A 25,291-nucleotide genomic window follows, 5' to 3' on the forward strand; every position below is an offset into this window, starting at 1 on the left:
CCGGGAGCCAGAAGAGTCAGACCGGGGCGGTCCGCCCCGGATCTGTCCTCTCGCCCCGAAGACCACTCCGATTGGCGGCGGCAGAATTTCAGCCGACGGTCATCCAGGAAGCGCAGCCGTCGATGATGCAAGGTCAGGTTGACCAACTCGGGCGCTGACTGCGCAGCCCGACTTTGCACCCCGCTGGTCACGACCGCCGAGCGATGCAGTCCCCAACGGGATCGGACACTCGGGCTCGCCGAAGCCCTCGCCGCCCCGGGCACCGGGACGGCAGCCGGCCCGGACCAGTTCCCCGGTCCGGGCCGCGTCACCTCGTGCCATGCCGTGTCGCGTCCTGCCGTGTCACGTCACGCCGTGCGGCGCGGTCAGTCGCCCACGGTGTCGCCGAGCTGCTCGCGGATGAGGCTGATCAGCTCGTCGTCGTCATCGGCGGCGGCGATCCGGTCGGCCACGGCTTCGTCGTCGGCGCCGGCTCCCTCGGCCGGACGGGCCGGCCTGGTGTTCCGGCCGGTCGGGCCGGTCGCCGTCCAGGTGTCGAGGAACGCCTGCAGGCGGACGGTGAGCCGGGCCTTCGACAGCTCGTCCGGCGGGCTGTCGGCCACCATGGCCTCCAGCGCGTCGAGCGCTCCGATCAGCGGCCCCACGTCGGTGACCGGCGCCCCGCCCGGCAGGGTGCGGTGCAGGTGGTCGGCGAGGACGGCCGGGGTCGGGTGGTCGAAGACGAGCGTGGCCGGGAGCGGCTGCCCGCATTCCCGGGCCAGCAGATCCCGGAACTCGACGGCGGTGAGGGAGTCGAATCCCAGGTCGCTGAAGGGGCGCGTGTCGTCGATGTGCTCGTCCGGGGTGTAGCGGAGGACGACGGTGAGGGTGTGCCGGATCAGCCTGCCGAGTTCGGCGAGCCGCTCACCGGCACCGAGGCCGGCGAGCCGGTCGGACAGCCCGGAACCCCTCTCGTCGCCGGAGGGCTCCGCCGTCAGCACGCGTACCGCGTCCGGCAGTTCGCCGAGCAGGGGGCTCGGCCTGCCCGAGGTGAACACCGGGGCGAACCGGGCCCAGTCGACATCGGCGACCGTCAGGGCGGACTCCTGGCCGTCGACCGCCTGCGCCAGCGCGGCGACGGCGATCCGCGGGTCGAGTGCGCCGAGACCGCGGCGGTGCAGGTACTCCTCCGCCTCCCCCGTCGCGGCCATGCCGGAGCCCGCCCACGGCCCCCACGCCACCGAGGTGCCGGCGAGCCCGCGGTCCCTGCGGGCGCGGACCAGCGCGTCCAGGTAGGCGTTGCCCGCCGCGTAGAGCGCCTGCCCGCCGCTGCCCCAGGTGGCGGCGATGGACGAGAAGACCACGAAGAGTTCCAGGTCGGCGCATGTGTCGGGGTGTGCGCCCGCGTCCGAGGTGAGCGTGTGCAGGTGGGCCGCGCCGCGGACCTTTCCGTCGGTCACCTGCGCGACGGCGTCGGGTGCGGTGCGTTCCACCAGTTCGGACTGGGGTACGCCGGCGGCGTGGACGACCCCGATCAGCGGCAGGTCGGCCGGGACGGAGGCGAGGAGACCGGCCACCGCGTCCCGGTCGGCGACGTCGCAGCGTGCGACGGTCACCCTGGTCCCCCTGGCCTCGAGTTCGGCGGCCAGCTCCGCGGCGCCGGGTGTCCGCGGGCCCCGGCGACCGGTGAGCAGCAGATGGGCGACGCCCCGTCCGGCCAGCCATCGGGCCACGGCGGTTCCGAGGGCGCCGGTGCCGCCGGTGACCAGGACCGTGCCGGGCCGCGACGGTGTCCAGGCCGGTGCGGACCGGTCCGCCTGGCCGGCCCTGACGAGACGCCGTCCGAGGACGCGGCCGCCGCGCACGGCGACCTGGTCCTCGCCGGTGACGCCGGCGAGGACGGCGGCCAGTCTGGCCGGGTTCCACGCGCCCCGTTCGGCGGGCAGGTCGATCAACCCGCCCCAGCGCTTGGGGTCTTCGAGTCCGACGACCTGCCCGAAGCCCCACAGCTGGGCGTGCTCGGGCCGGGTGACCCTGTCCCCTGCGTTCACGGCGACGGCACCGCGGGTCACGCACCACAGGGGGGCGTCGAGGGCGGCGTCGCCGAGGGCCTGGACGAGCGCGAGCTGCGCCGGGAGTCCGGCGTGCCGACCCGCCACGTGGACGACCCCGGTGATGTCGCCGGTGACCTCCTCGGCGCAGGCGCGCAGGCGTGCGGCGAGGTCGTCGCGGTCGGGACGGACCGCGGCGACCGCCAGGCGGACGACCTCGGCACCCGCGGCCCGGAGGGCGTCGCCGACGCCCCCGTCATCCGCTCCCGCGGCACCCGTTCCGGTGCCGGCTGTTCCCGTGTCAGTTGTTCCCGTGTCAGTTGTTCGCGCGGGGGCGTCCGCGTCGTCCGGTTCGTCCGTCTCGACGACGAGCAGCCAGGTCCCGGCGAGCGCGGCGTCCGGCACGACGGTGGGCCGCCAGTCGACCCGGTAGCGCAGCCCGGCGAGCGCCGACTCCTCGCGGGAGCGCCTGCGCCACGTCGACAGTGCCGGCAGCAGGGAGGCGTACGCGTCGGGGGTGTCGGTGAGTCCGATGGTGTCGGCCAGTCCGGCGAGGTCCTCGCTCTCGACGGCCTCCCAGAACCGGGCCTCCACCTCGTCCGCACCAGCCCCAGCACCGGCCACCGCACCGGCAGCAGACACCTCCGGCCAGTACCGCTCACGCTGGAACGCATACGTCGGCAGCACCACACGACGACCCGCCGGCAACACCGCCGACCAGTCCACCACCGCACCCGACACCCACAGACGACCCAACGCACCCAGCACCGAAGCACTCTCACCCCGGTCCCCGCGCAACGCCGCCGCACACACAGCACCCTCACCCGCCGAGGCCCGCACAAGCGCACACAGCACACCATCCGGCCCCAACTCCAGGAACCGCGTCCCCACCGCCAACGAACCAACCGCCGCCGCGAACCGCACCGGCTCACGAATCTGCGACACCCAGTACTCCGGGGTGGCCATGTCACCAGGCGCCGTGGCAACCAGCGGGATCACCGGGGCGTGATACGTCAACGACTCCGCCACCGACGCGAACTCCGCCAGCATCGGCTCCATCAGATGCGAGTGGAACGCGTGCGACACCGTCAGCCGCTTCACCCGGACGCTCCGCGCGCGCAACTGCTCTTCGAACGTGTCGATCGCGGTCGCGTCACCGGAGACGGTGAGCGAGGTCGGCCCGTTCACCGCCGCCAGGTCCACCCCCTCCGGCAGCTCCAGACCCTCCTCGGCCAGCTCGACCGCGAGCATCGCGCCGCCCTCCGGCAGCGCCTCCATCAACCGGCCCCGCGCCGAGACCAGCGCACACGCGTCGTCGAGGGAGAGCACACCCGCGACATGCGCGGCAGCCAGCTCACCGATCGAATGACCCACGAGCACGTCCGGGGTCACCCCCCACGACTCCACGAGACGGTAGAGCGCGACCTCGACCGCGAACAGCGCGGGCTGGGTGAACGCGGTCCGCGCCAGCAGCTCCGCGTCCTCCCCGAACACCACGTCCCGCAACGGACGGTCGAGATCCACCCGGGCACACACGGCGTCGAACGCCTCCGCGAACACCGGGAAGGAGGCATACAGCTCACGGCCCATCCCGACCCGCTGCGCACCCTGACCCGAGAACAGCAGGGCCAGTCCGCCGTTGACGGCCTGGTCGCGCACCAGGTCCCGGGCGGGTTGGCCGTTCGCCAGGGCGTGCAGTCCGGCCAGCAGTTCGTCCCGGTCGGCTCCGGAGACCACCGCGCGGTGGTCGAGCCCGGCGCGCGAGAGCAGGGTGCGTGCCACGGTGGCGGGTGTGAGATCCGGCCTGCCGGTGAGGAAGTCGTGCAGTCGCTCCGCCTGGGCGGCGAGTGCCGGTGCCGTCCGGCCCGACAGCAGCCACGGCGCCGGGGCGTCGTCGCCAGGGCCGTCGGCGCCGTCCGGGCCGTAGTGGCCGTCCTGGGCGGACGGTGCGGCTTCGAGGATGACGTGGGCGTTGGTGCCGCTGATGCCGAACGACGACACACCGGCCCGGCGCGGGCGGTCCGCCTGCGGCCACTGACGTGCCTCGGTCAGCAGCCGTACCGCACCCGCGGACCAGTCCACCTGCGAGGACGGCGCGTCCACGTGGAGCGTCGCCGGCACGATCCCGTGCTGCATCGCCAGCACCATCTTGATGACGCCCGCGACGCCCGCCGCCGCCTGGGTGTGGCCGATGTTGGACTTCACCGACCCCAGCCAGAGGGGTTCGTCGCGGTCCTGGCCGTAGGTGGCGAGCAGGGCCTGCGCCTCGATCGGGTCGCCGAGCTTCGTGCCCGTGCCGTGCGCCTCCACGACGTCCACGTCGGCGGTGGTGAGCCGGGCCGCGGCGAGCGCGGCACGGATGACCCGTTCCTGCGAGGGGCCGTTGGGCGCGGTGAGCCCGTTCGAGGCGCCGTCCTGGTTGACCGCGCTGCCGCGCACGACCGCCAGCACGCGGTGGCCGAGCCGCCGGGCGTCGGAGAGCCGCTCCACGAGCAGCACGCCCACGCCCTCGCCCCAGCCCGTGCCGTCGGCCGCGTCGGCGAACGCCTTGCACCGGCCGTCGGCCGCGAGGCCGCCCTGGCGCTCGAACTCCGCGAACACCGTGGGCGTCGACATCACGGTCACACCGCCGGCCAGGGCCATGTCGCACTCGCCGCTGCGGAGCGCCTGCGCGGCGAGGTGCAGGGCGACCAGCGACGACGAGCACGCCGTGTCCACCGTCACCGCGGGGCCTTCGAGACCGAAGGCGTACGACACCCGGCCGGAGAGGACGGCCGCGGCGTTGCCGGTGGCCACGTGGCCCTGGATCTGCTCGTCCGTGCCGGCGACGATCCGGGGGTAGTCCTGGCCGTTCGTACCGGCGAAGACGCCGACCGCGCCGCCCCGCACGCTGCGCGGGTCCACCCCGGCGGACTCGAAGGCCTCCCATGTCGCTTCCAGCAGCAGCCGCTGCTGCGGGTCCATCGCCAGCGCCTCGCGCGGCGAGATCCCGAAGAGGCCCGCGTCGAAGTCGGTCGCCCCGTCCACGAAGCCGCCCTCCGGGGCGAACGCCGCCCCGCCGCCGACGGGCTTCCAGCCCCGGTCGGCAGGGAAGCCGGTCATCGCGTCGACTCCGCCGGTCAGCAGGTTCCACAGGTCGTCGGGGGCCGCCACGCTGCCGGGGAACCGGCAGCTCATTCCGACGATCACCACCGGCTCGTCGGCCGCCGCGGTCCCCGCGACGGTACCGGTGCCGGTGGCGGCCGGCTCGGCCGGCCGCTCGGCGCCGAACAGCTCCTGTTCGAGGTGGCGCGCCAGCACCTCCGGCGTCGGCCGGTCGAACACCAGTGACACGGGCAGTGACAGTCCGGTGCGGGCACCGATCAGGTTGCGCAGTTCCACGGCCGCCAGCGAGTCGAAGCCGAGGTCGCGGAAGGCCTGGCCGGTGCCGACCGCGTCGGCCGAGCGGTGGCCGAGCACCGCGGCCGCCCATGCGCGCACCGCTTCGAGCAGAAGCCCGCCGCGGCGGCTCGCGGGCGCCGCTGCCAGTTCGGCCCTGAAGCCTCCGGCCGGGCCCGGGTCGCCGCCCGGGGTGCCCGCGGCCGGCGCCGCCTCCGGCAGTGCGGAGAGCAGGGCACTCGCCCGGCTCTCGGTGAACGCGGCGGCGAACAGCGGCCAGTCGATGTCGGCGACCGCCGGCTGCGGTTCGGCGCCGTCGCCCGCGAGGACGTGTTCCAGGGCCGTCACGGCCAGCTCCGGGTCCATGGGCGAGAGCCCGCCGCGGCGCAGTCGCCCGGCCACGGCCCCGTCCTCGGCCGCCATGCCGGTGTGCGCCCACGGTCCCCAGGCGATCGACGCGCCGGGCAGACCCCGGTCCCGCCGTGCGCGCATGAAGGCGTCGACGAAGGCGTTGGCCGCGGCGTAGTTGCCCTGGCCCGCGCTGCCGACCGTTCCGGCCAGCGAGGAGAACGCCACGAAGAAGTCCGGCGCGTGGGGCCGGGTCAGTTCGTCGAGGGTCACCAGGCCGGACGCCTTGGCCGTCAGCACCGCCTCGAAGCGTTCCGGGGTGAGGGTGTCGAGCGTGCCGTCGTCCAGCGCGCCCGCGGCATGGACGACCCCGGTCAGCGGAAGGTCCTCCGGGAGCCGGGCCAGCGCGGCGCTCACGGCGTCCCGGTCGCTCACGTCGCCGGTCGCCACGATCACCCGCGTGCCCCGCTCGCCGAGTTCCGCGACGAGTTCGGCGACGCCGGGGGCATCGGTGCCGCGCCGGCTCAGCAGGAGCAGGCACGACGCGCCGCGGTCGGCCAGTCGGCGGGCGACGACCGCGCCGAGTGCGCCGGTGCCGCCGGTCACCAGGACCGAACCGGTCCGCGACGGCGACCATGGCGCGGCGCTGCCGCCGGACTCCGTGCGCACCAGGCGGCGGCCGTACGCCGCGGAGTCGCGCAGGGCCACCTGGTCCTCGCCGGTGCCCGCGCCGAGGACGGCGGCCAGCCGGGCCCCGCCCCGTGCGTCCAGGACGGGCGGGAGGTCGATCAGACCGCCCCACCGGTCCGGGTGCTCCAGGGCGGCGACGAGTCCCAGTCCCCAGGTCTGCGCCTGTACGGGGTGGGCCAGCACGTCCGCCCGCCCGACGGCGACCGCGCCGGAGGTCAGCGCCCAGCAGCGGGCGGTGGTGCCGGCGTCGCCGAGCGCCTGGAACAGGGCCAGGTTCAGTGCGAGTCCGGCGGGCACCGCGGACCCGGGTACGGGCTGCTGTGCCCAGGCGGCGAGCGAGAGAACCGCGTCCACCGGGCCCGCTTCGGCGATCCGGGCGGCGAGTGCGGCCCGCTCCGTGCCGACGGGTACGGCGAGCCGCACCGGCTCGGCGCCCGCGGCGGTGAGCGCGGCGGCGACGGCGTCGGCTGCGGCTGCGGCCGCTTCGGTTGCGGCGGTCGCTGCGTTGGCCTCGTCGTGTGCGGACGTGCCGTTCCCGACGGGTGCAGCGGCCGTCTCGGGTGCTGTGGGGACGACCAGGAGCCAGCGTCCGGTCAGGGACGCCGTCGTGGGCAGGTCCACGACCGGGTTCCACGTGGTGCGGTAGCGCCACGACCCGAGCACGGAGTCACGGCGCCGCTGACGGCTCCAGGAGGAGAGCATCGGCAGCGCCGGGGCGAGCAGGTCCGGGGATCCGCCGGTGCCGAGGAGACCGGCGAGCTGGTCCATGTCGGCGCGTTCCACCGCGTCCCAGAAGCGGGTGTCGAGGGCGTCGGCGGGCGCTGCGGCGGCGGAGCCGGCCTGCGGCCAGTACCGCTCGCGCTGGAACGGGTAGGTCGGCAGTGTGACGCGACGGCCGGCGGGCAGGGCCGCGGTCCAGTCGACCGTGACACCGGAGGCCCAGAGTCCGGCCAGCGCACGGAGCGCGGTGGCCGGTTCCCTGCGGTCCTTGCGCAGGACGGGGAGCAGGATATGACCGGACTCGGAGAGGGTCAGGGACTGCTGGGCGAGGGCGCAGAGCACGCCGTCGGGGCCGAGTTCGAGGAAGCGGGTGACACCGGCGTCCTGGGCCCCGCGGACGGCGTCGGCGAAGCGGACGGGCTGCCGGATCTGCGACACCCAGTAGTCGGGCGTGGCCATGTCGCCGGGCGCGGTGGCGATCAACGGGATCGCCGGGGCGTGATAGGTCAGCGACTCCGCGACGGACGCGAAGTCGGCGAGCATCGGTTCCATCAGGTGCGAGTGGAACGCGTGCGAGACCGTCAGCCGCTTCACCCGGACGCCGTCGGCCCGCAGCTGCTCCTCCAGCCCGTCGATCGCGTCCGCGTCACCGGAGACGGTGAGCGACGTCGGCCCGTTGACCGCCGCCAGATCCACGCCCTCGGGCAGCTCCAGACCCTCCTCGGCCAGCTCGACCGCGAGCATCGCGCCGCCCTCCGGCAGCGCCTCCATCAGCCGGCCACGCGCCGACACCAGCGCACAGGCGTCGTCGAGGGAGAGCACCCCCGCGACATGCGCGGCGGCCAGCTCACCGATCGAGTGGCCGACGAGGACGTCCGGGGTCACACCCCACGACTCGACCAGCCGGAACAGGGCGACCTCGACCGCGAACAGCCCCGCCTGGGCGTAGACCGTGCGGTCCAGCGCGTCCCCGTCCCCGAACACCACGTCCCGCAGCGGCCGTTCGAGATCCACCCGGGCGCAGACCGCGTCGAACGCGTCCGCGAACACCGGGAACGCCTCGTACAGCTCACGGCCCATCCCGGCGCGCTGCGCACCCTGGCCGGTGAAGAGCAGGGCCAGCCCGCCGTGCACGGCCTCGTCGCGGACCACCGACGGCACGGACCTGTCCTCGGCCAGCGCGCGCACTCCGGCGAGCAGGTCGTCCCGGTCCGCACCGAGCACGACAGCCCGGTGCTCCAACGCCGCGCGACCCGTCGCCAGCGACCACGCCACGTCCTGCTCGGCGGTGTCGAGCTCCGCGTGGACGCGGGCCAGGCGTTCCGCCTGGGCGCGCAGCCCCTGGGCGGTGCGGGCCGAGACGATCCAGCCGACGTCGCCCGCCGGGGCGGCCGGGAGCGGGGCCTGCGGGGCGGGTTCGGCGGCTTCGAGGATGATGTGGGCGTTGGTGCCGCTGATGCCGAACGACGACACACCGGCCCGGCGCGGCCGGTCCGCCTCGGGCCACCGGCGTGTCTCGGTCAGCAGCCGCACCGCACCCGCGGACCAGTCCACCTGCGACGACGGCACGTCCACGTGGAGCGTCGCCGGCAGCACGCCGTGGCGCATCGCCAGCACCATCTTGATCACACCCGCGACTCCCGAAGCAGCCTGTGTGTGACCGATGTTGGACTTCACCGACCCCAGCCAGAGGGGTTCGGTCCGGTCCTGCCCGTAGGTGGCGAGGAGCGCCTGCGCCTCGATCGGGTCGCCCAGCCGGGTGCCCGTGCCGTGTCCCTCGACGACGTCGACGTCGGCGGTGGTGAGCCGGGCGCTCGCCAGCGCCTGGCGTATGACGCGCTGCTGCGAGGGACCGTTGGGCGCGGTCAGGCCGTTGGACGCGCCGTCCTGGTTGACGGCGGAGCCCCGCACGACCGCCAGCACCTCGTGCCCGAGCCGCCGCGCGTCGGACAGCTTCTCCAGCACCAGTACGCCGACGCCCTCGCCCCAGCCCGTGCCGTCGGCGGCGTCCGCGAACGCCTTGCACCGGCCGTCGGAGGCGAGACCGCCCTGACGCTCGAACTCGGCGAAGACACCCGGCGACGTCATCACCGTCACACCGCCGGCCAGCGCCATCTCGCATTCGCCGCTGCGCAGCGCCTGTGCCGCGAGATGCATCGCGACGAGCGACGACGAACAGGCCGTGTCGACCGTCACCGCCGGGCCCTCCAGGCCGAAGGCGTAGGCCACCCGGCCCGAGATCACGCTGCCCGCGGTGCCGGCGAGCAGATACCCCTCGGCTCCTTCCAGGCCGCCGGTGTCGCCGTAGCCGGAGGCGGAGGCCCCCGCGAACACGCCGACCGGCCGGCCGCGCAGCCCGCGCGGGTTCATCCCGGCCGACTCGAACGCCTCCCATGCCGCCTCCAGCAGCAGCCGCTGCTGCGGGTCCATCGCCAGCGCCTCGCGCGGCGAGATCCCGAAGAGACCGGCGTCGAACTCGGTCGCGCCGTCCACGAAGCCGCCGCGTGCCGCGACGCCCTCCAGGGCGTCGGCGGGCCATCCGCGGTCGGCCGGGAAGCCGGCGATGCCGTCGGCCTCGCGCGTGACCAGGTCCCACATCTCGTCGGCGGAACGGATCCCGCCGGGGTAGCGGGCGCTCATGCCGACGATCGCGATCGGCTCGTCGGAGGCGGCCGGGGCGGCGGCCGGGGCCGCCGCGTCGAACGGAGCGGCGTGCTCCAGCAGTTCGCCGGCGAGATGGGCCGCCAGCGCGTCGGCGTCGGGATGGTCGAAGACGAGGGTCGCGGGCAGCGCGAGCCCGGTCTCCGCGCCCAGCAGGTCGCGCAGTTCGACGGCGGTGAGCGAGTCGAAGCCGAGATCGCGGAAGGACCGTCCGGCCTCCACGGCGGCCGCGGACGGCAGGCCGATGCAGACGGCGGCACGCGACCGGATCAGGTCGAGCAGCATCCCGTGGCGGCGTCCCTCGGGCGCGGCGAGCAGCCCGGCGCGGAACCCGGAGGTCCGGGCGCCGGCCGCCGGTACGGGCGCGAGCGCCGCGGCGGCCTCGGGCAGGCCGGTGAGGAGGGCGCTGTCGCGGCCGGAGACGAAGGCGGGGGCGAACCGCGCCCAGTCCACGTCCGCGACGGTCACGCAGCTCTCGGCCAGGTCCACGGCGCGGGCGAGGGCGACCACGGCGAGGTGCGGGTCGAGCGCGACCAGACCGTGCCGGTGCAGGTGCTCCTCCGCCCCGTCCGCCTCGGCCATGCCGGGACCGGCCCAGGGTCCCCAGGCCACCGAGGTGCCGGGGTTCCCCTGTGCGCGCCGCTGTTCGACGAGGGCGTCCAGGTAGGCGTTGGCGGCCGCGTAGACGGCCTGCCCGCCGCTGCCCCAGGTGGCGGCGATGGACGAGAAGACGACGAACAGGTCCAGCGCGTCGCCCCGTTCGCGGGTGAGCGCGTCGAGATGCGCCGCGCCCGCCGCCTTCGCGTCCAGGACCCGGGCGATCTCCGTGTCGTCGGTGTCCGTGAGCGGTACGGCCTGTCCCGCTCCGGCCGCGTGCACCACGCCGGTCAGCGGGTAAGCGGCCGGGATCGCGTCCAGCACGGCGGCGAGCGCCGCACGGTCGGCGACGTCGCACGCGGCGACGGTCACCTGTGCGCCGAGCGCGGCCAGTTCCGCCACGAGTGCGTCGGTGCCGGGCGTGTCCGCGCCGCGGCGGCCGACCAGGACCAGGTGCGGCACGCCGCGCCCGGCGAGCCAGCGCGCCACGTGTCCGCCGAGCGCTCCGGCCCCGCCGGTGACCAGGACGGTGCCAGTGGGCGTCCACGGCGCCGGGGCCGGGCCGTTGCCGGTCGCACGGGCCAGGCGCCGGCCGTACGCACCCGAGGTGCGCACCGCGGCTTGGTCCTCACCGGTACCGCCCGCGAGGAGGGCCGTCATGAGACGGGTCGCGCGGGTGTCGGGGTCGGCCGGGAGGTCGATCAGGCCGCCCCAGCGGCGCGGTCGTTCCAGGGCCGCCACGCGGCCGAGGCCCCACGCCTGGGCCTGCTCGGGGCTGCGCAGCGGGTCGGAGCGCCCGACCGACACCGCGCCGCTCGTGAGCAGCCAGACGGGGGCGTCGATGTCCGCCGCGTCCAGCCGGTGCAGCAGGGCCACGGATTCGGTCACGACGGAGGTGGACGGAACCGTCACGACGATGCCGGTGACGGGGCTCGTCGCGGTGTGCGGGACGGCGTCGAGGCTCTCGGCGTCGCCGGTCACGGCGAGGACGTCGGCCCCGGCGTCGCGGAGCGCGGTGGCGACGGCGGGCCGGGGCTCGCCGACGAGCAGCCAGGTCCCGGACAGGGTGGCGGCGGTGTCCGTGAGGCCGGAGAGCGGGGTCCAGGTGGCGCGGTAGCGCCAGGACTCGGTCAGCGACTCCTCGCGGTGGCTCCGCCGCCACGCGGAGAGGGCGGGGAGCACGGAGTCCAGCCGGCCCGGGGTGTCGGTGAGTCCGATGGTGTCGGCCAGTCCGGCGAGGTCCTCGCTCTCGACGGCCTCCCAGAACCGGGCCTCGACCTCGTCCGCGCCCGCCCCGGCACCGGCCACCGCACCGGCAGCAGACACCTCCGGCCAGTACCGCTCACGCTGGAACGCATACGTCGGCAGCACCACACGACGACCCGCCGGCAACACCGCCGACCAGTCCACCACCGCACCCGACACCCACAGACGACCCAACGCACCCAGCACCGAAGCACTCTCACCCCGGTCCCCGCGCAACGCCGCCGCACACACAGCACCCTCACCCGCCGAGGCCCGCACAAGCGCACACAGCACACCATCCGGCCCCAACTCCAGGAACCGCGTCCCCACCGCCAACGAACCAACCGCCGCCGCGAACCGCACCGGCTCACGAATCTGCGACACCCAGTACTCCGGGGTGGCCATGTCACCGGGCGCCGTGGCAACCAGCGGGATCGACGGGGCGTGATACGTCAACGACTCCGCCACCGACGCGAACTCGGCCAGCATCGGCTCCATCAGATGCGAGTGGAACGCGTGCGACACCGTCAGCCGCTTCACCCGGACGCTCCGGGCGCGCAGCTGCTCCTCCAGCGCGTCGACCGCCTGCGCGTCACCGGAGACGGTGAGCGAGGTCGGCCCGTTCACCGCCGCCAGGTCCACCCCCTCCGGCAGGTCGAGATCGCCCTCGGCCAGCTCGACGGCCAGCATCGCGCCGCCCTCCGGCAGCGCCTCCATCAACCGGCCCCGCGCCGACACCAGCGCACACGCGTCATCGAGGGAGAGCACCCCCGCCACATGCGCGGCAGCCAGCTCACCGATCGAATGACCCACCAGCACGTCCGGGACCACGCCCCACGACTCCACCAGCCGGAACAGCGCCACCTCGACCGCGAACAGCGCGGGCTGGGTGAACGCGGTCCGCGCCAGCAGCTCCGCGTCCTCCCCGAACACCACCTCACGCAACGGACGGTCGAGATCCACCCGGGCGCAGACCGCGTCGAACGCCTCCGCGAACACCGGGAACGCCTCGTACAGCTCGCGCCCCATGCCGACCCGCTGCGCACCCTGACCCGAGAACAGGAACGCGGTCCGGCCCTCGCGGGCCGTGCCGGTGGTGAGCGCCGGGTCGGGGCGGCCGTCGGTGAGGGCGTTGAGGCCGTCCGCGAGGTCCGACGGGGAGACGCCCACGATCACGGCCCGGTGGTCCAGGGCCTCCCTGGTCGTGGCCAGCGACCACGCCACGTCCCGCGCGGCGGGCCGGTGCTCCACGGGCAGGCCGGCCAGGCGCTCCGCCTGGGCGCGCAGGCCTTCGGCGGTGTGGGCCGAGACGACCCAGCCGAGGGTTCCCGTCGCCGTGTCCCCGTCCGTGCCGGTGGTGCCGGTGCCGGTGGTGTCGGTGGTGTCGGTGCCGACGGTGTCCGGCTCGACGGCGTCGGTCCCGGCGGGCGCGGCTTCGAGGATGACGTGGGCGTTGGTGCCGCTGATGCCGAACGACGACACGCCGGCCCGGCGCGGCCGGTCGGCCTCCGTCCACTCCCGTGCCCGGGCGAGGAGTTCGACGGCCCCGGCCGACCAGTCCACCTGCGAGGTCGGCTGGTCCACGTGCAGGGTGGCGGGCAGGACGCCGTGGCGGATCGCCTCCACCATCTTGATGACGCCCGCGACGCCCGCCGCCGCCTGGGTGTGGCCGATGTTGGACTTCACCGACCCCAGCCAGAGGGGTTCGTCGCGGTCCTGGCCGTAGGTGGCGAGCAGGGCCTGTGCCTCGATCGGGTCGCCGAGCTTCGTGCCCGTGCCGTGCGCCTCGACGGCGTCCACGTCCGCGGGAGTGAGCCGGGCGTCCGCCAGGGCCCGCCGGATGACCCGCTCCTGCGCGGGGCCGTTGGGCGCGGTGAGCCCGTTGGACGCGCCGTCCTGGTTGACCGCGCTGCCGCGCACGACCGCCAGCACCGGGTGACCGAGCCGCCGGGCGTCCGCGAGGCGTTCCACGAGCAGGACGCCGACGCCCTCCGACATGCCGGTGCCGTCCGCGCCGTCCGCGAACGCCTTGCACCGGCCGTCGGAGGCGAGGCCGCGCTGCCGGTCGAACTCGGTGATGACACCGGGTGTCGCCAGTACGGTGGCGCCCCCGGCCAGTGCCATGTCGCACTCGCCGCTGCGCAGCGACTGGACGGCGAGGTGCAGGGCGACCAGCGACGACGAGCACGCCGTGTCCACCGTCACCGCGGGTCCTTCGAGGCCGAAGGTGTACGCGAGACGACCGGAGGCGACGCTGGTCGCGGTGCCGGTCATCACGTGCCCGGCGGCCGAGTCCGGCAGGTCCATGCCCAGGCCGTACTGGGCGTGGGCGGCGCCGACGAAGACGCCGGTGGCCGTGCCGTGGGCGTCGGAGGGAACGATGCCGGCGGACTCGAAGGCCTCCCAGGAGGCTTCGAGGAGGAGCCGCTGCTGGGGGTCCATCGCCAGCGCCTCGCGCGGCGAGATGCCGAAGAGGCCGGCGTCGAACTCCGTCGCCCCGTCCAGGAATCCGCCGCGGGCCGCCTCTCCCTCGACGACCCGGGCCGGCCAGCCGCGGTCCGCGGGGAAGCCCGCTGTCGCGTCCCCGCCGGTGCTGACGAGCGACCACAGGTCCGCCGGTGAGGCGACGCCGCCGGGCAGCCGGCAGGCCATGCCCACGATCGCGACCGGCTCCGCGTGCGCGGTGCCGGTGGTCGGCTCCGGGCGTGCGGAGGCGGCTTCGGGCGCGGCTTCGCCGCCCAGCAGGCCGAGGAGGTGGTCGGTGAGGACCGCCGGGGTGGGGTGGTCGAAGACCAGGGTGGCCGGGAGCCGGAGGCCGGTCGCGGCGTTGAGCCGGTTGCGGAGTTCCACGGCCGTCAGCGAGTCGAAGCCGAGGACGCGGAAGGCCTGGCGTGCTCCGATGGCGTCGGTGCCGGTGTGTCCGAGGACGGTGGCGGCGTGGCCGCGGACGAGGCCGAGGACCGCTTCGCGGCGTTCGGCGGCGGACAGCCCGTGCAGCCGTCCCGCGAGACCGGTGAGATCGTCGGACTCCTGGGCGGCGGCCCGCCGCCCGAGCGGGCGGATCAGGCCGCGCAGCAGGGCGGGGACGGCGGTGTCGCGTGTGCGGTCGAGGACGACGGGCACGAGGTGCGGAAGGTGGGTCGCGGTCGCGGCGTCGAAGAGGGCCAGGCCCAGTCCGGTGCCGAGGGTGGGGACCCTCCTGCTCCCGGAGCCCGAGCCCGAGCCCGAACCGGAGCCCGAGCCGGCCGGTGCCGTCGCGGGGTCGAGCAGGTGGCCGGTGAGGGCGCTGGCCTGCTCCCACAGGCCCCAGCCCAGGGACTGGGCGGGCAGGCCCCGGGAGCGGCGCCAGGAGGCGAGGCCGTCGAGGAAGCCGTTGGCGGCCGCGTAGTTGGACTGTCCGCCGGTGCCGAACGTGGCCGCGGCGGAGGAGTAGAGCGCGAAGAGGGCGAGGTCGGCGCCGGCGGTCAGCTCGTGGAGGTGGACGGCGGCGTCCGCCTTCGGGCGGAGCACGGCGTCCAGGCGGTCCGGGGTCATCGCCTCGAACACGCCGTCGTCGAGGGACCCTGCCGCGTGCACGACGCCGGTGAGCGGGTGGGCGGCGGGGACGGCCGCGAGCACCTGGGCCAGTGCGTCCCGGTCGGCGGCGTCGCAGGCCGCGATCTCCGCGCGTGCGCCGAGGGCGTGCAGGTCGGCGAGGAGTTCGGCCGCGCCGGGGCTCCGGTCGCCCTGACGGCTGAGGAGCAGGAGGTTCCGGGCGCCGTGCTCGGTGACGAGGTGGCGGGCGAGGAGTCCGCCGAGGGTGCCGGTGCCGCCGGTGACGAGGACGGTGCCGTCGGGGTCGAGCGGTGCCGGCACGGTCAGGACGTTCTTGCCGATGTGCCGGGCCTGGCTGATGTGGCGGAACGCGGTGACCGCGTCCCGTACGTCCCACACGGTGGTGGGCAGCAGGGTGAGCGCGCCGCTGTCGAAGAGGGCGATGATCTCGGCGAGGATCTCCCGCATGCGGTCGGCCCCCGCTTCGGCGGGGTTGAACGCGCGGTAGTGCGTTCCGGGGTGGTCGGTGGCCACCTGGGCGGCGTCGCGCAGGTCGGTGCGGCTCATGTCGGCGAACCGGCCGCCGTCGGCGAGGAGCCGCAGCGAGGCGTCGACGAACTCGCCCGCCAGCGAGTTGAGGACGATGTCGACGCCGCGGCCGCCGGTCGCGGACCGGAACCGGTCCTCGAAGGCGAGGTCGCGCGAGGAGCCGATGTGGGCGTCGTCGAGGCCGGCGGCGCGCAGCACGTCCCACTTGGCGGGGCCGGCGGTGCCGAACACCTCCAGGCCGAGGTGGCGGGCGAGCTGGACGGCGGCCATGCCGACGCCGCCCGCGGCGGAGTGCACGAGCACGGACTCGCCGGGGCGGGCGGCCGCGACGTCGGTGAGGCCGTAGTAGGCGGTGGAGTAGGCGACCGGGACGGCCGCCGCCTGGGCGAAGGACCAGCCCGCGGGGACGGGTGCCAGCAGGCGGCGGTCGGTGACGGCCCGGTCGGCGATGCCGCCGCTGAAGAAGCCGAACACCCGGTCGCCGACGGCGAGGTCGGTGACGCCGGGTCCGGTCGCGGTCACCGTGCCGGCGGCTTCGGCGCCCATCCGGGCCTGGTCGGGGTACATGCCGAGGGCGATGAGGACGTCGCGGAAGTTCACTCCGGCGGCGCGTACGGCGACGCGGACCTGGCCGGGTTCCAGCGGGGCGTCGGCCGCGGGCTCGGGGACGAGGGCGAGGTTCTCGAGGGTTCCCTCGTCGGTGACATCGAGCCGCCAGGGTTCCGTCCCGGCGGGGAGGGCGAGCGCGGTGCCGGCGACGGTGTCCGCGTGGGCGAGGCGGGGCACGCGGGCCCGGCCGTCGCGGACGGCCAGCTGCGGTTCGTCGTCGACGGCGGCCCAGGCGGGCCAGGTGTCGTCGTCGCCGCCGGCCGGGTCGCGGTCGAGCAGCACGATGCGGCCCGGGTGTTCGGTCTGGGCCGAGCGCAGCAGGCCCCAGACCGCGGCTCCCGCGAGGTCGGTCACGGCCTGCCCGGGGGCGGCGGGGACGGCGCCCCGGGTGACGACCACGAGGCGTGCTTGCGGGGGCTGTTCGCCGGCGAGCCATTCCTGCACGGTGCGCAGGACGTCGTGCGTGGTCCGCCGGACGGCGTCCGCGGTGCCGGCCCCGGTGGCGGGTTCGGCCCCGGTGGCGGGTTCGGCAGTGGGGTCGGGGGCGGGCAGGGCGAGCACGGTGACCGGTGCGGTCGCCTGCGTGCCGCCGGGCTCCGAGCCGCTGTCGCCGGGGCCGAGGGTGACCCAGTCCGCGGTGTCGGGCGGCGGGTTCCCGGTGTCCGGCAGGGGCGTCCAGTCGAGGGCGAAGAGGGTGGTGCGGACGGTGTGGTCCCGGGCCTGGCTCAGCGCCTCGGAGAGGACGTCGGGGGTGATCTCGCGCAGGACGAGGGAGTCGACGGTGATGACCGGCTGGCCTGCCGGGTCGGTGGCCCGGACGGCGATGCCGTCCGTCGCGACGGTGAGCGTCACGCGCAGGCGGGTGGCGCCGGTGGCGTGGAGGGCGACGCCCTTCCAGGCGAACGGCAGCCGGGTCGCCCGGTCCCCGGCCGGGGCTCCGAGGCCGGCGGCGTGCAGCGCGGCGTCGAGCAGCGCGGGGTGGGTGCCGAATCCGGCCGGGTCGAGGTTCTCGTCGAGGACGATGTCGGCGAAGACGGTGTCGCCCTGCCGCCAGGCGGACCGCAGGCCGCGGAACGCGGGGCCGTAGGCGTATCCCGCGTCGGCCAGGGCGTCGTAGAAGCCGGTCAGGTCGACGGGGCGGGCGCCGGCGGGGGGCCAGGCCGTGTCGCCGGCCGTGCCGGGGCCCGCGGGGGCGGGGGTCTCCTGGGCGCCGACCAGGCCGGTGGCGTGGCAGACCCAGTCCGCGTCGTCGGAGGGGCGGGAGAAGATCTCCACCGGGCGGTCGCCGCCGTCCTCGGCCGTGCCGACAGCGACCCGGATCGTGACGCCTTCCGGTGCCGGGGCGAGCGGTGTCCGCAGGACGAGTTCGCGCAGTTCGCCGCAGCCGGCCTGGTCGCCGGCCTGGAGTGCCATCTCGACGAGGGCGGTGCCGGGCACGAGGGGTGCGCCGAGCACCTGGTGGTCGGCGAGCCAGGTGTGGGCGGACGGCGACAGCCGTCCGGTCAGCACCACGCCGCCGTCGGGGAGGGCGACACAGGCGCCGAGCAGGGGGTGGCCGAGCCGCGACTGGCCGACGGCCGACACGTCCGCGGTGAGGGCCTGCTTCGGCCAGTAGCGGTCGCGCTGGAAGGCGTAGGTGGGGAGGTCGGTCCTGCCGCCCGCGGGGAGCATGCCGGACCAGTCCACGTCGACGCCGGCGGTCCAGGCGAGGGCGAGCGCGGTCAGGAACCGCTGTGCTCCGCCTTCGTCGCGCCGCAGGGTGGCGAGGACGGTGCCGTCGGCGCCCGCGGCCTCCAGGCTCTCCTCGATGCCGGGGGTGAGGACGGGGTGCGGGCTGCACTCCAGGAACACCGACCGGCCGTCCGCCAGCAACGCACCCGTCGCCTCGTCGAACCGCACCAGCGACCGCAGACTCTCGTACCAGTACCCGGCATCCATCACCGCCGTGTCGATCCGCCCACCCGTCACCGACGAATACAACGGAACAGCAGACGACACCGGCGCCACCGCGGCAAGATCCGCGAGAATCCGCTCCCGCAACTCCTCCACCTGCACCGAATGCGACGCATAATCCACCGGCACCCGACGCGCCCGCACCCCCCGCGCCTCACACACCGCCATCAACTCGTCCAGCGCACCCGGCTCACCCGACACCACCGTCGCACCCGGACCGTTCACCGCGGCAACCGACACCCGCCCACCGAACGGCTCCACCAGCTCACGCGCCATCCCAGGACCCGCCGCCAGCGACACCATCCCGCCCCGCCCCGCCAGCACCCGCAACGCACGCGACCGCAACGCCACCACACGGGCACCGTCCGACAACGACAAGCCCCCGGCGACCACCGCAGCCGCGATCTCACCCTGCGAATGCCCCACCACCGCAGACGGCACCACACCCGCCGACCGCCACAACCGGGCCAGCGACACCATCAACGCCCACAACACCGGCTGGACCACATCCACCCGGCCCCACAACACCTCGTCATCACTGCTGAGAACATCGAGCAGCGACCAGCCGTCCGCGAACGGCTCCAACGCCGCCGCACACTCCTCCAGCGACTCCCGGAACACCGGCGAGAACCCGGCCAGCTCACGCCCCATACCCAGCCACTGCGACCCCTGCCCCGGGAACACCAGCACCGGGCCGGTCCGGGCGGACGCGGCGGTGCCGGTCACCGCGGCGGGGGTCTCGCGGCCGTCGGCGAGGGCTTCGAGCGCCTGCCGCAGGCCGGCGGGGTCGGAGGCGATGAGGACGGCACGGTGGCCGAGCGCGGCACGTGTGGCCGCCAGGGAGGCGGCGATCAGGCCGTCCGCAGCTCCGCCGTCCGCGTCCGCGTCGGCTTCCCGGACGTGCTCCAGCAGCCGGGCGGCCTGGCCGCGCAGCGCCTGCTCGGTCCGGCCCGACACCACCCAGGGCAGCACACCGCCCACCACACCGGCAGCCGGCACAGCAGCGGCGGCGACGGGTTCGGCAGGCTCCGGGGCGGCTTCCAGGATCACGTGGGCGTTGGTGCCGCTCATGCCGAACGAGGACACGCCCGCGCGGCGCGGCCGGCCGGTCTCGGGCCAGTCCCGGACCTCGGTCAGCAGCTCGACGGCGCCGGACTCCCAGTCCACCCGGGAGGACGGTGTGTCCGCGTGCAGGGTCGGCGGCAGCACGCCGTGGCGCAGCGCCATGACCATCTTGATCACACCGGCGACGCCGGAAGCGGCCTGGGTGTGGCCGATGTTGGACTTCAGCGAGCCCAGCCAGAGGGGTTCGTCGCGGCCCTGGCCGTAGGTGGCGAGCAGGGCCTGCGCCTCGATCGGGTCGCCGAGCGTGGTGCCGGTGCCGTGCGCCTCGACGGCGTCCACGTCGGCGGTGGTGAGCCGGGCGTCGGCGAGGGCCCGCCGGATGACCCGCTCCTGGGAGGGGCCGTTGGGGGCGGTCAGGCCGTTGGACGCGCCGTCCTGGTTGACGGCGGAGCCCCGCACGACGGCGAGCACCCGGTGCCCGTTGCGCCGGGCGTCCGAGAGGCGCTCCAGCACCACCAGGCCGACGCCCTCGCTCCAGCCGGTGCCGTCGGCGGCGTCGCCGAAGGCGCGGCAGCGGCCGTCGGACGAGAGTCCGCCCTGCCGCTCGAACTCGGCGAAGATGCTGGGCACGGCCATCACGGTGATGCCGCCGGCCAGGGCCAGTTCGCACTCTCCCTGCCGCAGCGCCTGGACCGCCAGGTGCAGGGCGACGAGCGACGACGAGCAGGCCGTGTCCACGGTGACCGCGGGTCCTTCGAGGCCGAAGGTGTAGGCCACCCGGCCCGAGATGACGCTGTTGGCGCCGCCGGCGAGGACGTGCCCTTCCGTGCCCGATGCCAGGTCGGTGCCGATGCCGTAGCCGGAGGAGGAGGCGCCGACGAGGACGCCCGTGGCGGTGCGGTGCAGGGAGGTCGGGTCGATGCCGGCGTGTTCGAGGGCTTCCCAGGAGGCTTCGAGGAGGAGGCGCTGCTGCGGGTCCATGGCGAGCGCCTCGCGCGGCGAGATGTTGAACAGGCCCGCGTCGAAGTCGGTCGCCGCGTCCACGAAGCCGCCGCGCAGCGCGTAGGCGGCGCCGGCGAGGTGGGTCTCCCAGCCGCGGTCGGCGGGGAACGGGCCGGTGTTGTCGGAGCCGGACAGCACCGTGTCCCACAGGGCCTGCGGGCCGTCCACGCCGCCGGGCAGCCGGCAGCTCATGCCCACGATGACGATCGGGTCGTCGTCGGCCGCGGCGCGGGCGGGCAGCGGCTCGGCGTGCGCGGGGGCGGCGGTCGTGCCGGACAGTTCGGCGAGCAGGTACTCGCCGAGCGCCTCCGGGGTCGGATGGTCGAAGACGAGGGTGGCGGGCAGCCGCAGCCCGGTCTCGGCGGTGAGGGCGTTGCGGAGTTCGACGGCGGTCAGCGAGTCGAATCCGACGTCCCGGAAGGCCCGGCGGGGTTCGACGGCGTCCGCCGCGCCGTGCCCGAGCACCCGTGCGGTGTGAGTGCGGACGGCGTCCAGCAGCAGCCGCGGCCACTCCGTGGCGGGCGCGGAGGCCAGCGCGTCGAGGAGTTCGGAGGTGACGCGGCCGTCGTCGGCGGTGTGCGCCGAGTCGTCGGACGCCGCGACGGCTTCGGGGAGTTCGGCGAGGAGCGGGGCGGGACGTCCGGAGAGGAAGGCCGGGGCGAACCTCTTCCAGTCGACGTCGGCGATGCTCACGTACGCCTCGTCGCGGTCCACCGCGCCGGCGAGTCCCCTGACGGCGAGCACGGGGTCGAGGGCGCCCAGGCCGCGGCGGAGGTGGGCCCGGACGACCTCGTCGTCCTTGGCCATGCCGATCTCGGCCCACGGGCCCCAGGCGATCGACGTGCCGCTGAGGCCGCGGGCGCGGCGGTCGGCCACGAGGGCGTCGAGGTAGGCGTTGCCGGCGGCGTAGGCGCCCTGGCCGCCGCTGCCCCAGGTCGCGGCGATGGAGGAGAAGACGACGAACAGGCCGAGTCCGTCGGTGAGTTCGTCGAGCAGGGCCGCACCGGTGACCTTGCCGGTGATCACCCGGGTGACCGCGGCCTCGTCGGTGTCGAGCAGCGGGCTGCCGTCTCCGACGCCGGCGGTGTGCACGACGCCGGTGAGGGGGAGGTGGGCGGGGACGGCGGCCAGCAGGGCCGACAGCGACGCGCGGTCGGCGATGTCGCACGCGGCGACGGTCACCTGCGCGCCGAGCGCGGTCAGTTCGGCGGTGAGCTCGGCGGCGTCGGGGGCGTCGGGGCCGCGGCGGCTCGCCAGCAGGAGGTGCGGCACGCCGCGTCCGGCGAGCCATCGGGCGACGTCGGCGCCGAGGCCGCCGGTTCCGCCGGTGACCAGGACGGTGCCGTCGGTCGTCCACCGCCGCGGGGCGGTGGTGGCGTGCGGGGCGCGGACGACGCGGCGGGCCAGCGCCCGGCCGTCGCGCAGGGCCGCCTGGTCCTCGCCGCGGTCGCCGGCGAGCAGGGCGGTGAGTGCCGCCCCGGTCCGCTCGTCGGTGTCCTGCGGGAGGTCGATCAGGCCGGCCCAGATGTCGGGGCGTTCCAGTGCGGCGACCCGGCCGAGTCCCCACAGCAGTGCGTGTGCGGGGCGGGTCGGGCGGTCGCCGTCCCCGGTGGAGACCGCGCCGCGGGTGAGGCACCACAGCCGGGCGCCGGTCGCCGAGTCGGCGACGGCCTGGAAGACCCGCAGCAGGACGGCGAGTTCGGCCGCGGGGTCCTTCGGGTCGGTCCCGTCGGCTCCGCCGGCGACGTACACGACGCGGTCCGGGGCGGCGTCGGCGATGCGCTCGGCGATGGCGGCCCGGTCGTCGCCGGGTGCGAGGGCGGCCTCGTGGACCAGGGCTCCGGCGGCGCGCAGTGCGTCGGCCGTCTCCCGCGCGGGGGCGGTGCCGCCGGAGGTGAGCAGGAGCCAGGTTCCGGTGGGCGCGGGTGCGCCGGGGTGGTCGGGGAGCGGTCGCCAGGCGACGTGGTAGCGCCACGAGTCGAGGACGGCGTCCTGGTGGCGGGAGCGCCGCCACGAGGAGAGCGCGGGCACGACCTGTTCCAGGGCTTCCGCGCGGTCGGGCATGCCGAGGGTTTCGGCCAGCCCGGTCAGGTCCTCGCGTTCGACGGCCTCCCAGAACCGGGCCTCGCCGGCGTCGGCGGGGGCGGCCTCGGGGACGTCGGTGTGCGGTTCGGGCCAGTACCGTGCGCGCTGGAAGGGGTAGGTGGGCAGGTCGACGGGGCGGCCCGCGGTCAGTACGGCGGGCCAGTCCGGGCCGGCTCCGAAGGCCCAGAGGCGGCCGAGTGCGGCGAGGGCGGTCTCCTGCTCGTCGCGGTCCTTGCGCAGCAGGGGCGCGCAGACGAGGTCGGGGGCGGTCTGCTGGGCGAGGGCGCACAGCACCCCGTCCGGGCCGAGTTCGGCGACGCGGGTGACGCCGTCGGCGCGCAGCCTGCTCACGCCGTCGGCGAAGCGGACGGGCTCGCGGACCTGGCGCACCCAGTAGTCGGGGCCGGCCGGGTCGCCCGGGGCGGTGGTGACGACGGGGACCTCGGGTGCGTGGTAGGTCAGCGTCCGGGCGACGGCGGCGAACGCGTCGAGCATGGGTTCCATCAGGTGCGAGTGGAACGCGTGCGAGACGGTGAGCCGTTTGACGCGTACGCCGTCGGCGCGGAGCCTCGCCTCCAGCGCGTCGACGGCCTCGGCGTCGCCGGAGACGGTGATCGAGGAGGGTCCGTTGACGGCGGCGAGGTCGACGCCGTCGGGGAGTCCCAGTGCGTCCTCGGCGGTCTCGACGGCGAGCATGGCGCCGCCGGGCGGCAGGGCGTCCATGAGCCGGCCGCGGGCGGAGACGAGACGGCAGGCGTCGTCGAGGGAGAGCACGCCGGCGCAGTGGGCGGCGGCGATCTCGCCGATCGAGTGGCCGAGGAGGACGTCGGGGAAGACGCCCCAGGACTCCAGCAGGCGGAAGAGGGCGACTTCCAGCGCGAAGAGGCCGGCCTGGGCCCAGACGGTGCGGCCGAGGGCTTCGGCGTCGCCGAACACGACGTCGCGCAGGGGCCGTTCGAGGTCGATGCGGGCGCAGACGGCGTCGAAGGCCGCCGCGAACACGGGATGGGCGTCGTACAGTTCGCGGCCCATGCCGGTCCGCTGGGCGCCCTGGCCGGTGAACAGGAACGCCGTCCTGCCCTCGCCGACGACGCCGGTGACGACGCCCGGGGCGGTCGTGCCGGCGGCGAGCGCGGCGAGCCCGGCGAGCAGTTCCGCGCGGTCGGCGCCGGACACGACGGCGCGCCGGGTGAGGCCGGCCCGGGTGGTGGCCAGCGACCAGGCGATGTCGGCGGGATCGTCGGTCCGCTCGCCGAGCCGCCGGGCCAGCCGTTCGGCCTGATGGCGCAGGGCGTCCGGGGTCGCGGCCGACACCGGCCAGACGACCGGTCCGCGGGACTGTGCGGGCGCCGCGTGGTCCGGTGCCGCGGGGGCGGTGCCGGCCGGGTCCGGGGCGGGCGCCTCCTCGATGACGACGTGGACGTTGGTGCCGCTGATGCCGAACGCGGAGACGCCGATCCGGCGGGGTTCCTCGCGGCGGGGCCACGGCTTCGGCTCGGCCAGCAGGCGGACGCCGCCGCCGGGCCGGGCGGCGTGCGGGGTCTCCTCGTCGACGTGGAGGGTGCGGGGCAGCTCGTCGTGGTGCATCGCCAGGATGCTCTTCATGACGCCGGCGACGCCCGCGGTGGCCTGGGTGTGGCCGATGTTCGACTTGAGGGAGCCCAGCCACAGCGGGCGGGCGGCGTCGCGGTCCCTGCCGTAGACGTCCTGGAGGGCCTTCAGTTCGATCGCGTCGCCCAGCCGGGTGCCGGTGCCGTGCGCCTCGACGGCGTCGATGTCGGCGGGGGTGAGCCGGGCGGCGTCGAGGGCGGCGCGGATGACGCGCTGCTGGGAGGGGCCGTTGGGGGCGGTGAGGCCGTTGGAGGCGCCGTCCTGGTTCATCGCGGTGGCGCGGACGACGGCGAGCACGTCGTGTCCGAGCCGGCGGGCGTCGGAGAGGCGTTCCACGAGGAGGACCGCGACGCCCTCGCTCCATCCGGTGCCGTCGGCGTCGGACGAGAAGGACTTGCAGCGTCCGTCGGAGGACATGCCGCCCTGCTTGCCGAACTCGCTGAAGGCGCTGGGGGTGGTGATCACGGCGACGCCGCCGACGAGGGCGCGCCCGCACTCCCCCCGGCGGAGCGACTGCACCGCGAGGTGGAGGGCGGCCAGCGACGACGAGCAGGCGGTGTCGATGGTGACGGCCGGGCCCTCCAGGCCGTAGACGTAGGAGAGCCGGCCGGACAGCACGCTGTGGGCGCTGCCGGTCAGCTGGTAGCCGACGGTGCTCTCGGGCATGCGGCCGGCGGTGGCGTACCCGGTGGGCGAGGCGCCGACGAAGACGCCGGTGTCGCTGCCGGCCAGCGAGTGGGGGTCGATGCCCGCCCGTTCGAGGACCTCCCAGGACGCCTCCAGCAGCAGCCGCTGCTGGGGGTCCATGGCGAGCGCCTCGCGCGGGTTGATGCCGAACAGCTCGGCGTCGAAGTCGGTGGCGTGGGACACGAACCCGCCCCGGCGGGCGTAGCCCTCCGGGGCGGGACCGGTCTCCGTCCAGCCGCGGTCCCCGGGGAAGTCGACGATCGCGTCGGTGCCGTCGGCGACCAGGCGCCACAGCTCCTCCGGGTCGCCGACGCCGCCGGGGAGGCGGCAGCTCATCGCGACGATCGCCACCGGTTCGCGGGCTGCTTCCCGCATCTCCCGGTTCTGCCTGCGAAGGCGTTCGACCTCCTTCAGGGACGCCCTGAGGGCTTCTACGGCCTTCTCGTCACGAGTATTCATCGAGTTCTCCACCGCTCAGGGATGGTCTCGGCCGGCACCGACGACGCGCGCCATCGTAGGAAGCGGTG

1 protein-coding gene is annotated in these 25,291 nt (G+C 75.5%); it reads right to left on the reverse strand.

The genetic code is table 11. The annotated features are described in order from the left end of the window. Positions 1–365: 365 nt before the first annotated feature. Positions 366–25,223 (reverse strand): type I polyketide synthase, encoded by a 24,858-nt coding sequence (locus IAG43_RS34825; protein ID WP_281404001.1) that lies wholly within the window; start codon positions 25,221–25,223, stop codon positions 366–368. Positions 25,224–25,291: the final 68 nt, after the last annotated feature.

Origin of the sequence: Streptomyces genisteinicus (assembly GCF_014489615.1) — a bacterium.
GTDB classification, from domain to species: domain Bacteria; phylum Actinomycetota; class Actinomycetes; order Streptomycetales; family Streptomycetaceae; genus Streptomyces; species Streptomyces genisteinicus.